This is a genomic window from Stutzerimonas urumqiensis, from assembly GCF_003640395.1.
GTDB classification, from domain to species: domain Bacteria; phylum Pseudomonadota; class Gammaproteobacteria; order Pseudomonadales; family Pseudomonadaceae; genus Stutzerimonas; species Stutzerimonas urumqiensis.
Map to the genome: position 1 here is coordinate 123,154 of NZ_RBZQ01000005.1, position 12,059 is coordinate 135,212.

A 12,059-nucleotide genomic window follows, 5' to 3' on the forward strand; every position below is an offset into this window, starting at 1 on the left:
GCTACGCCGGTCCGACGTCTTGCATTACACTGCCGCGACATCAATTCGACTGAATGAGAAAGCCGTGCTCAAAGCACTCAAAAAGCTCTTCGGCGCCCCAGACGCCGCGCCCACCGAGACGGCCCTGACGCCGCCCGCCACCCCATCCCGAGCCCCTTCCGCCGAGCCGACGCAACGGGCCGAACCGGCACCCAAGGCGGCAGAGCGCAAGCCGCGCAAGCCGCGTTCACGCGATACCGCGCCGGCCAAACCGGTACAGCCAGCCTGGTCGCTGGAGGATTTCGTCGTCGAACCCGTCGAAGGCAAGACGCGCTTTCATGACTTCACCCTCGACCCGCGGCTCATGCACGCCATCCACGATCTGGGCTTCCCCTATTGCACGCCGATCCAGGCGCAGGTGCTGGGCTTCACGCTCAAGGGCCGCGACGCCATCGGCCGCGCCCAGACGGGCACCGGCAAGACGGCGGCCTTCCTGATCTCCACGATCACCCAGTTGCTGCAGACCGAGCCGCCGAAAGAGCGCTACATGGGCGAGCCGCGCGCGCTGATCATCGCGCCGACCCGCGAACTGGTCGTGCAGATCGCCAACGACGCCCTCGGGCTGGCGAAGTACACCGGACTGAACGTCATGAGCTTCGTCGGCGGCATGGATTTCGACAAGCAGCTCAAGCAGCTCGAATCGCGCTATTGCGACATCCTGGTCGCCACACCGGGTCGCCTGCTCGACTTCAACCAGCGCGGCGAAGTGCACCTGGACATGGTCGAGGTGATGGTGCTGGACGAAGCCGACCGCATGCTCGACATGGGCTTCATCCCGCAGGTCCGCCAGATCATTCGGCAGACGCCCATGAAGGGCGATCGCCAGACTCTGCTGTTTTCCGCCACCTTCACCGAAGACGTGATGAACCTGGCCAAGCAGTGGACCGTCAACCCGGCCATCGTCGAGATCGAGCCGGAAAACGTCGCGAGCGATACCGTCGAGCAGCACGTATACGCCGTGGCCGGCAGCGACAAGTACAAGCTGCTCTACAACCTGATCTCGCAGAACGACTGGATTCGCGTGATGGTCTTCGCCAACCGCAAGGACGAGGTGCGCCGCATCGAGGAACGCCTGACGCGCGACGGCATCAGCGCGGCGCAGATGTCCGGCGACGTGCCGCAGCACAAGCGGATCAAGGTGCTGGAGGGGTTCCGCGAGGGCAAGATCCGCGTGCTGGTCGCCACCGACGTCGCCGGCCGCGGCATCCATGTCGAGGGCATCAGCCACGTCATCAATTTCACCCTGCCGGAAGACCCGGACGACTACGTGCACCGTATCGGTCGCACCGGCCGCGCCGGCAGCAGCGGCACCTCGATCAGCTTCGCCGGCGAAGACGACGCCTTCGCCCTGCCGCCGATCGAAGAACTGCTGGGACGCAAGATTCACTGCGAGATGCCACCGGATGAGCTGCTCAAGCCGGTGCCGCGGGCGCACAGAAGCTGATCGCCCGCCGCGTCGAACCCGCCCGGAAAAGCGAAGCGCCAGCTTCGCTTTTTTGTTGCTGAATCCCAACTCGGCGATGTTTGCCGCGTACGGCAAGCCTGCTGGAAGATTTCAGGCCGACTGCCTGCCCGGCTGTGTGAGCCGTGTCCTCAGACGAGGGTCAACACACCGACTGCGCTCAGTCGCGCTGGCGAAACAGCGCGCCTGAGGCAGCCACGTTTCGCCTGGTTCAGCGCTTCCAGCGCTCGATCGCCTGCTGGTCGCTGTCGCGCCCTTCGACCCATCGTTCGCCCGCGGCGGTGTCTTCCTTCTTCCAGAACGGCGCGCGGGTCTTCAGGTAATCCATGATGAAGTTGCACGCATCGAACGCCGCCTGCCGGTGGGCGCTGGCGACACCGACGAAGACGATCGGCTCCGCGGGCTCCAGCCGGCCCACCCGATGCACCACCTCGACCGTCAGCAGCGGCCAGCGCTCCCTGGCCTCCTCCACGATGCGGCCGAGCGCCTTTTCGGTCATGCCGGGGGCATGTTCGAGGTACATGCCCGACACCGGCTCGCCATCGTTGTAGTCCCGGACATAGCCGGTAAAGGCCACCACCGCACCGACGCCCGCGTTCGCCGCATGGACGGCGTTCAGCTGTGCACCCGGGTCGAACGTCGCTTGCTGAATCCGCACGCTCATCTCAGCCTCCCGTCACGGTCGGGAAGAAGGCGAGCACATCGCCATCGGCGACCGGCTCGTCCAGGTTGCAGAGTTCGTCATTGCGCGCGCACATCAGGTTGCGTTCATCCAGCACGCTCCAGGGGCCGCCGCGCCCGACGAGCGACGCGCGGACATCGTCCATGCACCTGAGCCCCTCGTGCCATTCGAGACGGTCCTGATCGCAGCCGAGCGTTTCGCGATAGCGCGCGAAGAATTGCACCCGAATCATGCCTCGACCTCCCAATGCCCGCTTTTGCCGCCAGACTTCTCGAGCAGCCGCACCCGCTCGACCGTCATGCCGCGATCGACCGCCTTGCACATGTCGTACAGCGTGAGCGCCGCGACGCTGGCGGCGGTCAGCGCCTCCATCTCGACGCCGGTCTGGCCGGCCAGTCGACAGCGGGCGACGATGCGTACGGCGTCCTCGCCCTCGGGCGTCAGGTCGACCTTGATACTGGTCAGCAACAGGGGATGGCAGAGCGGAATCAGCTCGTGGGTCTTCTTCGCTGCCTGGATGCCGGCGATACGCGCGACGGCGAACACATCGCCCTTCGGGTGCGCTCCGTCGGCAATCATGCGCAGGGTGGCTGGCTGCATCCGGACCAGCGCCTCGGCGGTGGCTTCGCGCGAGGTCACGGCCTTTTCCGTGACATCGACCATGTTGGCGCGCCCCTGTGAATCGAGATGGGTGAGCATGGGAATCCTGTTCGGAATGGAAAAAGGACGGCCAGTTTAACCAAGCCAACGCCGCCAGGTTCGACACGATGGGCGCTACCGGCGCTTTGCTTGTTGGATGCACCGCCTGCTCACCCCAGGCACTGGCGCCGCTGCGTCTCGCAGGGCGACCGTGGTCGCCCTATAGACCGACCCTCCGAGCAGGTCCGGCGTGAAAGCCCGCTACATATGCGCCTCGGCATATTCAGCCAGCACCGAGCGTGGGACGCCTTGCAGGGTGATGTGCACGCCGTGGGGGAAGTCCTTGAAGCGCTCGGTGAGGTAGGTCAGGCCCGAGCTGGTCGCCGACAGGTAGGGCGTGTCGATCTGCGCGAGGTTGCCGAGGCAGACCACCTTCGAGCCGGCGCCCGCACGGGTGATGATGGTCTTCATCTGGTGCGGGGTCAGGTTCTGGCACTCATCGATGAGGATCAGGCTCTGCTGGAAGCTGCGACCACGGATGTAGTTCAGCGATTTGAACTGCAGCGGCACCTTGCTGAGGATGTAGTCGACGCTGCCGTGGGTGTTCTCGTCCTCCATGTGCAGCGCTTCGAGGTTGTCGGTGATGGCGCCGAGCCAGGGCTCCATCTTTTCCGCCTCGGTACCGGGCAGGAAGCCGATGTCCTCGTCAAGGCCTTGCACGCTGCGCGTCGCGATGATGCGCCGGTACCGCTTGCTGACCATGCTCTGCTCGATGGCCGCAGCCAGCGCGAGGATCGTTTTGCCCGAACCCGCCGCCCCGCTCAGGTTGACCAGGTGGATGTCCGGCTCGAGCAGGGCGAACAGCGCCAGCGCCTGGTAGATGTCCCGCGGCCGCAGCCCCCAGGCTTCCTGATGAAGCAGCGGCTCCTGGTGCAGGTCGAGCAGCAACAGCTCGTCGGCACGGATGCCCTTCACCCAGCCGACGAACCCCTGCTCGTCGAGGATGAATTCGTTCATGTGCAACGCGGGCAGGTTGTCCGTCAGTTGCACGCGGTGCCAGGTCCGCCCGTGGGTCTGGCGGGTATCGACCTTGCTGACACGGTCCCAGAAGGAACCGGGCAGATCGTGGTATCCGCGCGACAGCAGCCCGACGTCGTCCACCAGCTGATCGGTGTGGTAATCCTCGGCGGCCACGCCGCAGGCCCGCGCCTTGAGGCGCATGTTGATGTCCTTGGTGACCAGCACGACCGGCGTGCCGGCGTGGCGGGTCTTGAGCTCGACCACCTGATTGATGATCCGGTTGTCGTTCAGGTCTTCCGGGAGCCAGGTCACCGGCTCGGCACGCTTGCTCATCAGGATCGACAGCGCGCCACTCGGGCCGCTCGGCCCCCGCTCGATCGGCACGCCCTGCTCCACCTGCTCGGGCGTGGCATTGCCCAGCACCTTGTCGATCAGGCGGATGGCCTGCCGGCATTCGGCCGCGACCGTATGCTTGCCGGTCTTGAGCTTGTCCAGCTCCTCCAGCACGGTCATCGGGATGGCGACATGGTGCTCCTGGAAATTCAGCAGCGCGTTGGGGTCATGGATCAGGACGTTGGTGTCGAGGACGTAGAGCGTGGGCCGGGTGGAGCGAGAACTGCCGTAATCATCCATACGCGATCACCTCTGCTGGGTCGGGCGGCGGCGTAGTCGCTACGCCGCGAAGAACCGCCGTGCGCCGTGGGGTGAGCGGGCTGGGAAGCCAGTGGGTTCGGAGCTCCCGAGGCCGCCACCTGTGTCGCAGGGTTCGGCGGTCTGCTTCGGTAATACCGCAAAAAAGATGACAGGCAAAAGTCTTTTCCGCCGAAAGCGCTCACCGGCACCCATCGCCCGCAAGACAGCGATTGACCTCCGTCGTGACGTGTACCAGCTCCGGGATCCGCGCCAGCGCGGCCTTGTAGCGATCCGGCGAGTGGCTCTGGTGCGTCACCACGCTCGCGACGCAGCTGTACTGATTGCGCCCGACACGCCAGAGATGCAGGTCGGCCACCTCGGTATCGGGCACCGCTTCGAGACCGGCGCGGACACGCTCGACCAGCGGCGAGTCCATTTCCCGATCGAGCAGGACTTTGCCGGTTTCGGTCAGCAGGCCCCGTGCCCAGAATGCGATGACGATCGCACCCAGCACGCCGATCAGCGGGTCGAGCCACGCCCAGCCGAACAGCTTGCCGCCCAGCAGCGCGAGGATCGCCGCCACCGACGTCAGGCCATCGGTCAGCACGTGGATGAAAGCGGCGTGGCGGTTCAGGTCTCGGCCACCGGCGCCGTGGTCGTGATCGTGATCGTGATCGTGATCGTGATCGTGATCGTGATCGTGATCAGCATGCCGGGCATGGCCATGATCATGCCCGTGGCTGTCACGCAGGAGCCAGGCCGAGGCCAGGTTGACCAGCAGCCCGATCACAGCCACCCACAGCGCCTGATCGAAACGGATCGTTGCCGGTTCGAACAATCGCCAGATCGACTCGTAGGCCATCAGCAGCGCGACCATCACCAGCAGCAGCGCACTGGCAAAGCCGGTCAGCACTTCGATCTTCCAGGTGCCGAAGGCGAAGCGGCGATCCTGTGCGTAGCGACGGGCGAAGAAGTAGGCCAATGCCGCCATACCGATGGCCACCATGTGCGAAGCCATGTGCCAACCGTCGGCGAGCAGCGCCATCGAATCGAACAGGTAGCCGGCGATGATCTCGGCGACCATCGTGAGGCCGGTCAGGAGCACCACCGCCCAGGTCTGGCGCTCCGAGCGGTTTTCCAGCGGACGGTACTCATGGGAGGGATGCCAGCGTGCGTGATCGCAGTCGTTCATACGGGTTCCTCTTATCAAGGCCTCCAGCCTGGCACTTGCCATGATGGGAAGGTCAACCCCGTCGGCGGCTGCCGGTCGGCTGGTAGAATCGCCGCGATCTGAACGGGAGCCTTCGCATGCTGATGGTGATTTCCCCAGCCAAGACGCTGGATTTCGATGCGCCGCCGACCACCTCGGCCTACACCCAACCCCGCCACCTCGACGACGCCGAAACGCTGATCGGCCTGCTGCGCGATTATTCGCCCAGCCAGCTTGGCGAACTCATGCATCTGTCGGACAAGCTCGCGGCCCTGAACGTTGCGCGGTACGGCAGCTGGTCCCGGCCCTTCACTCCGCAGAACGCCAAGCAGGCGCTGCTCGCGTTCAAGGGCGATGTCTACACGGGGCTACAGGCCGAGGACTTCAATGAGGACGACTTCAGCTTCGCCCAGGGCCATCTGCGCATGCTCTCCGGCCTTTACGGCCTGCTTCGTCCGCTGGACCTCATGCAGCCCTATCGCCTGGAGATGGGCACCAAACTGCCGAGCCCACGCGGCAAAGACCTCTACGCCTTCTGGGGTGCCCGGATCAGCGAATGGCTCAATAGCGCGCTGGCCGAACAAGGCGACGACGTGCTGCTCAACCTGGCCTCGAACGAATACTTCGGCGCGGTCCAGCGCAAGGCGCTCAAGGCGCGTGTCATCGACGTCGATTTCCGCGATCTGAAAAACGGTGAGTACAAGATCATCAGCTTCTACGCCAAGAAGGCGCGCGGCCTCATGGCCCGCTACGTCATCAAAGAGCGCCTCACCGATCCGGCCGCGCTGGTTCGCTTCGACTATGCCGGCTATCGCTTCAGCGAAGAGCGCTCCAAGACGGACCGCCTGGTGTTCCTGCGCGACACCCCCTCCGACTGAACCCGCACCGCCGCTGCCGGCCGCAGCGGCGCACATCACACCCCCGCGCTACCGGCCCGCACAGGGTCGCGGGCCTGCCCGACAGAACGCACATTCGCCCACCCCTGGCTCGGGAACTATCCGAACCCCCTGCACTCATAAGGCGCGTACCGACAATTCCAGTCTGGAAAGGGAAGTCGCACATGAACGTGCTCAGGGTCTTGGAACTGCAACCTGTCGAGTCCGCCGACAAGCGGACGGCAATCGATCGGCGAACGCCGACCACCTCCGATAGCCCCATAACCAGCCGCTGCTGGCCGGCCTCCCAGGACCTTCGGCTCGCGCACGGCCTCGTCGCGCGAGTTTCCAAGCGCCTCGAAACCAGCCCCGAGGCCGCGCATCTCATCCGCGTCGTACAGGACGAACATCACCGCCGGCCTCGGCTCACGATGGCCGTGACGAACCCCTGCGTCGGATCGGCCGCATCGTCGATCCGCCGAGCCTGATGGCAGAACTGTGAAAAGGCGTAGCCAGGCATTTGCGCCAAGGCGAACAAGAAGAAAGACCCTTCAACGAATCAGGAGACACACATGATCCCGGTCATTCTCTCAGGCGGAAGCGGCTCCCGGCTTTGGCCCCTCTCCCGCAAGCAGTTCCCCAAGCAGTTCCTCGCCCTCACCGGCGAGCAGACCCTCTTCCAGCAGACCGTCGAGCGGCTTGCCTTCGAAGGCATGCAAGCCCCGTTGCTGGTCTGCAACAAGGAACACCGCTTCATCGTCAAGGAGCAGCTGGCCACCCGCAAGCTGAGCGTGCAGGGCCTGCTGCTCGAGCCTTTCGGCCGCAATACCGCACCGGCCATCGCCATGGCCGCGATGAAGCTGATCGAAGAAGGCCGCGATGAGCTGTTGCTGGTCCTGCCGGCGGATCATGTGATCGAAGATCAGAAAGCCTTCCAGCGTTCCCTCGCCCTGGCGACCAATGCCGCCGAGCGCAACGCCATGGTGCTGTTCGGCATTCCCGCCGTCCGCCCGGAAACCGGCTTCGGCTACATCAAATGCGACCTGTCCGACCGCAAAGGCCTCCCGGAAGGCGTCAACAAGGTCGTCCAGTTCGTCGAAAAGCCCGACGAGCAACGCGCCCAGAGCTTCGTCGAATCGGGCGACTACTTCTGGAACAGCGGCATGTTCCTGTTCCGCGCCAGCGTCTTCCTCGATGAGCTGCGCAAGCACGACCCGGATATCTACGACAACTGCGAGCTGGCCCTCGCGCGCAGCCAGCGCAACGGCAATGAACTGCTGATCGATCCGGACAGCTTCGCCTGCTGCCCCGACAACTCCATCGACTACGCCGTGATGGAAAAGACCGACCTGGCCTGCGTCGTACCGCTCTCGGCCGGCTGGAACGACGTCGGCTCCTGGTCGTCGATCTGGGATGTGCACGAGAAGGACGAGAACGGCAACGTCATCAAGGGCGACGTGATCGCCGAAGACACGCATAACAGCCTGATCCACGGCAACGGCAAGCTGGTCACCGTACTGGGCCTGGACAACATCGTCGTCGTCGAGACCAAGGACGCGATGATGGTCGCCCACAAGGACAAGGTGCAGGACGTCAAGAAGCTCGTTGCCAAGCTCGACGCCAAGGAACGCTCCGAAACGCAGAACCACTGTGCCGTCTACCGCCCGTGGGGCTGGTATGACTCGGTCGACATGGGCGGCCGTTTCCAGGTCAAGCGCATCTGCGTGAACCCTGGTGCGAGCCTGTCGCTGCAGATGCACCACCATCGGGCGGAACACTGGATCGTCGTGTCGGGAACCGCGCAGGTCACCTGCAATGACAAGACCTTCCTGCTGACCGAAAACCAGTCGACCTACATCCCGGTCACGGCCATCCACCGCCTCGCCAACCCGGGCAAGATTCCGCTGGAAATCATCGAGGTGCAGTCGGGCAGCTACTTGGGCGAAGACGACATCGAGCGGCTTGACGATGTCTACGGCCGAGCCCCGGAACATGAATCCGAGGCCAATAGCGCACGGTAAGTCGCTTCGCGCTCCACAAAAAACCCGCGTTCGCCGCGGGTTTTTTCATGAGGCAATCGAACGATAACCTCCGCATACCGGCCCGCTCATTGGCGAGGCTACTGTCGCGAGTCCTCGGAAGCAGCTATCGACGCGTGGCTAGGGGGGGTTCGAATCCGCTTCCGTTTCGGCAGCGTCCGCCGCAGCGTCGCCGAGCCGACCGAGCAGTGCAGCCGCAGCGCTGAAATCGGCACCGCTCTCCTCGTTTAGCGCATCCGGATCGAACCGACTCAGACAGCCCTCGCCGATCGACGCCGGCAGGCCAGCCGCACCACGCTCCAGCGGATCTTTCATCGCGCCCTCTTCAGTTGAACACGACCGTCTTGTTGTCATGCACCAGCACCCGGTCTTCGAGGTGATAGCGCAGGCCACGGGACAGGACCATTTTCTCGACGTCCTTACCGAGTCGAACCATGTCTTCGATACTGTCGCGATGACTGATCCGCACCACGTCCTGTTCGATGATAGGCCCGGCATCCAGTTCCTGGGTCACGTAGTGACAGGTGGCGCCGATCAACTTGACGCCGCGCATCGACGCCTGGTGATAAGGCTTCGCACCGACGAAGGACGGCAGGAAACTGTGGTGGATGTTGATAACCCGCCCGGCGTATTCCTCGCAGAGCGAAGGCGGAAGAATTTGCATATAGCGAGCCAGTACAATGACATCCGCGTTCTTCTCGGAAACGATGGAAGCAACTTCGGAAAACGCCGCCTCCTTGTTTTGCGGATCGACCGGTACATGGCGATATTCGATCCCGTGCCATTCGACCATGCTGCGCAAGTCATCGTGATTGGCGATGACACAGGGGATGTCGCAATCCAGCTCACCGCTGTGCCAGCGATGTAGCAGATCGGCCAGGCAATGCGACTGTCGGCTCGCCATCAGTACCACGCGCTTTCTCTGGTCCGAATCAGTCACGCGCCATTGCATGGAGAACTCGCGGGCGATCGGCGCGAACGCCTGGCGAAAGCCATCTATATCGAACGGCAACGAATCGGCCCGTATCTCGTGACGCATGAAGAACCAGCCGCTCTGCTCGTCGGAATGGTGGCTGGCCTCGGTAATCCAGCCGTTGTAGGTCGCCAGGAAGTTGCTGACCTTGGCGACGATTCCCACGCCATCAGGGCATGCAATTACCAGCCTGAAAGTTCGCATCCGACAACACTCCTGCAGCGCATAAAAAAGTCGCGCATTCTAGCCTGTGCCTCTCCCGGCGGCCAACACGGAAAGACTCGTCATCCCGAGCCGGACTAAGCCCCCAAAAGCACATTAATCATCACCTCGTTCACATTCGGTTAATAAACTTAGCTGCTCTTTTATATTTACTTGAGCCTTTTGGCTGACTATGATTGCCGCAGTCATCGTTACTACTAACAAGGAAGCCCTCATGTCTCTCATCAGCGAATACCGCGCCACCGAAGAAGCCATCAAGGAACTGCAAGAACGGCTGAAAAACCTGTCCCAGGATGAAAAGCTGAAGAAAGAGCTGGAGTTCGAAGGAAAGTTGCGCGAACTCATGAAGGCTTACCAAAAAGACGAGTCCGACATTGTTGCATTGCTCGATCCGGATGCGCGCAATCGCAAAACGACCCGCAACACCAGCAATAACAAGGCCCCGACTTCCGGCAAGCGGGCACGCCGCGTCAAGCAATACAAGAATCCGCATACCGGCGAAGTCATCGAAACCAAGGGCGGAAACCACAAAACCCTCAAAGAATGGAAGGGCAAGTGGGGTGGCGACACGGTCGAAGGCTGGGCAACCCTGCTGGGCTGATCGATACGAGTTCAACGAAAAGGCGCCAATGGGCGCCTTTTCTATTTCTACGTCATGTCTACTTCTATAAGCGATAGCGCGTTTTCAATTCACGGGCGTGTTCGAGCCACGCCTGCAGCATCGCTTGCTCGGCCGGGGACACCGTAGCCAGCAGCGCTCGGGCGGCCTGCTCGAACGCTGCGAGCGTGTTCGGCGCTCCAGCGCCTGGATCGTTCAACCGTGTTGCGCAAAAAGCCGCCCAGCGTGCCTGTTCGGCGGCGGTTAGATATTCCGGGTGATTGCGTGCCTTGTAACGAAACAGCAACTCGGCCAGGCGTGGATCGGCGAACTTCCACCGATCGCAATCCAACGACTCACCGGGCTCCGATCGCACGCGATTACACAGCAGGCGATCTTCGTCACCCAGGAATCCGTCATAAAGCTGCTGCTCGGGATCGGTTGTCTCGAATCCTTCACCGGGTCGATACATTTCGCTCAGTTTGGGCGCCCAGTTGGCTTGTTGGGCAACCAGCGTCTGCGCGCGAGCCAAATAAAGGTCCATGTCCAGACCAAGACGTTCCTTATCTTCCGGGCGCAACACACTCAATGGCGCTATCACCGGACACCGGTTGATATGCAGCAACTTAAGGGGCACCGGCAACTCCCCTGCCATCAGGGCATCGCGCCGGAGATAAAGACGCCGGCTGAGTTCATCCGGATCTTCTTCAAGCAAGGGCGCCGGATCGCTGTGCAGATCGCACACGATAAGTGCATTGCGATTGACCGGATGCCAGGCCAGGGGCAAGGCGACGGCAAGATAGTGACGCTCGGCCGCATAGCGCCCGGATACATGCACCAGCGGCTCGAGCAGGCGAATCTGTTGCTGTACCGCATGTTTATGGCGCAAGCGATAAAGATAGGCATACAAGCGTGGCTGCCGATCGCGAATCAGGCGCGCCAGGGCGATCGTCGCACGCACGTCGGACAACGCGTCGTGTGCCTGCAGGTGTTCGAGTCCGTTTTCGCTGGCCAGTCGCTCCAGCTTGAGCGTCGGGCGACCGTCGTCGACGGGCCAGCGAATACCTTCCGGACGCAGCGCATAGGTCGTACGAACCAGATCGATCAAATCCCAGCGGCTGTTCCCGCCCTGCCATTCCCGCCCATAGGGATCGAAGAAATTGCGATACAGGCTGTAGCGCGTCATTTCGTCATCGAAACGCAGATTGTTATAGCCGGCCACGCAGGTGCCCGGCACCGAAAAGACCTCATGCAGGCGGGACATGAACACTGCCTCGCATACGCCCCGCTCTCGCAGAAGCGCTGGCGTGATACCGGTTACGAGGCAAGCGGCCGGGTGCGGCAGGATGTCATCGCTGGGGCGGCAATACAGGTTGAGGGGCTCGCCTACCTCCTGGAGCGCTTCGTCAGTACGAATACCGGCCACCTGAAGCGGGCGGTCGCAGCGTGGGGAAATGCCGGTCGTTTCGTAGTCGTACCAGAAAATGGTGGCAGCCAAGGGATCCGTCCTCGTCGTGTGAGCGGCAAGTCTATCGCAGCGGTCGGGTGCATCGCCGCTATCCCTCGAGCGGCCCGGCTTGCCGCCGGAGGGTGCGCGCTTTAGCATCCCGCGCCCCGGTATCTCGCCTTCATGGATGAGTCGATGAGACACCTTTTTCCGTGCGCCT

At 63.0% G+C, this 12,059-nt stretch carries 13 protein-coding genes; 5 read left to right on the forward strand and 8 right to left on the reverse strand.

Going from position 1 to position 12,059, the window contains the following annotated elements:
- Positions 1–64: 64 nt before the first annotated feature.
- The gene (gene rhlB, locus D7325_RS11355) at positions 65–1,483 is read left to right on the forward strand and encodes an ATP-dependent RNA helicase RhlB (protein ID WP_120995756.1); all 1,419 of its coding nucleotides are present in this window, start codon (positions 65–67) and stop codon (positions 1,481–1,483) included.
- 229 nt (positions 1,484–1,712) lie between these two features.
- Here rhlB and moaE read toward each other — a convergent pair whose 3' ends face one another.
- The 5 genes from moaE to dmeF all read right to left on the reverse strand — a co-directional run bounded on the left by moaE (position 1,713) and on the right by dmeF (position 5,667).
- Positions 1,713–2,165, reverse strand: a complete 453-nt coding sequence (gene moaE / locus D7325_RS11360) for a molybdopterin synthase catalytic subunit MoaE (RefSeq protein ID WP_120995759.1) — start codon at positions 2,163–2,165, stop codon at positions 1,713–1,715.
- Between the two features lies 1 nt (position 2,166).
- On the reverse strand, positions 2,167–2,415 hold the full coding sequence (locus D7325_RS11365) for a MoaD/ThiS family protein (protein ID WP_120995761.1): 249 nt from the start codon (positions 2,413–2,415) through the stop codon (positions 2,167–2,169).
- Positions 2,412–2,882, reverse strand: a complete 471-nt coding sequence (gene moaC, locus D7325_RS11370) for a cyclic pyranopterin monophosphate synthase MoaC (RefSeq protein WP_120995763.1) — start codon at positions 2,880–2,882, stop codon at positions 2,412–2,414. The genes D7325_RS11365 and moaC overlap by 4 nt, the downstream gene beginning before the upstream one ends.
- A gap of 201 nt (positions 2,883–3,083) precedes the next feature.
- Positions 3,084–4,475, reverse strand: a complete 1,392-nt coding sequence (locus tag D7325_RS11375) for a PhoH family protein (protein ID WP_120995765.1) — start codon at positions 4,473–4,475, stop codon at positions 3,084–3,086.
- Positions 4,476–4,674: 199 nt separating this feature from the next.
- Entirely contained in the window at positions 4,675–5,667 is a 993-nt protein-coding gene (dmeF, locus tag D7325_RS11380; protein ID WP_120995767.1) for a CDF family Co(II)/Ni(II) efflux transporter DmeF, read from the reverse strand.
- A 116-nt stretch (positions 5,668–5,783) separates the two neighbouring features.
- On the opposite strand from dmeF, the gene yaaA reads away from it, so the two are divergent.
- The 3 genes from yaaA to D7325_RS11395 all read left to right on the forward strand — a co-directional run bounded on the left by yaaA (position 5,784) and on the right by D7325_RS11395 (position 8,581).
- Positions 5,784–6,563: a peroxide stress protein YaaA gene (gene yaaA, locus D7325_RS11385; RefSeq protein WP_120995769.1), complete on the forward strand. Its 780-nt coding sequence runs from the start codon at positions 5,784–5,786 to the stop codon at positions 6,561–6,563.
- Positions 6,564–6,745: 182 nt separating this feature from the next.
- The gene (locus tag D7325_RS11390; RefSeq protein WP_120995771.1) at positions 6,746–7,048 is read left to right on the forward strand and encodes a hypothetical protein; all 303 of its coding nucleotides are present in this window, start codon (positions 6,746–6,748) and stop codon (positions 7,046–7,048) included.
- Positions 7,049–7,132: 84 nt separating this feature from the next.
- Positions 7,133–8,581 carry a mannose-1-phosphate guanylyltransferase/mannose-6-phosphate isomerase gene (locus D7325_RS11395; protein ID WP_120995773.1) on the forward strand — a complete coding sequence of 483 codons (1,449 nt, stop codon included), beginning with the start codon at positions 7,133–7,135 and terminating at the stop codon, positions 8,579–8,581.
- A gap of 138 nt (positions 8,582–8,719) precedes the next feature.
- On the opposite strand, the gene D7325_RS11400 is transcribed toward D7325_RS11395, so the two are convergent.
- Positions 8,720–8,914: a hypothetical protein gene (locus tag D7325_RS11400; RefSeq protein ID WP_120995775.1), complete on the reverse strand. Its 195-nt coding sequence runs from the start codon at positions 8,912–8,914 to the stop codon at positions 8,720–8,722.
- 10 nt (positions 8,915–8,924) lie between these two features.
- On the reverse strand, positions 8,925–9,776 hold the full coding sequence (gene purU, locus D7325_RS11405; RefSeq protein WP_120995777.1) for a formyltetrahydrofolate deformylase: 852 nt from the start codon (positions 9,774–9,776) through the stop codon (positions 8,925–8,927).
- A gap of 232 nt (positions 9,777–10,008) precedes the next feature.
- Here purU and mvaT point away from each other — a divergent pair, with 232 nt between their 5' ends.
- Entirely contained in the window at positions 10,009–10,395 is a 387-nt protein-coding gene (gene mvaT, locus D7325_RS11410; protein WP_120995779.1) for a histone-like nucleoid-structuring protein MvaT, read from the forward strand.
- A gap of 64 nt (positions 10,396–10,459) precedes the next feature.
- On the opposite strand, the gene sbcB is transcribed toward mvaT, so the two are convergent.
- Positions 10,460–11,890: an exodeoxyribonuclease I gene (gene sbcB, locus D7325_RS11415; RefSeq protein WP_120995781.1), complete on the reverse strand. Its 1,431-nt coding sequence runs from the start codon at positions 11,888–11,890 to the stop codon at positions 10,460–10,462.
- Positions 11,891–12,059: the final 169 nt, after the last annotated feature.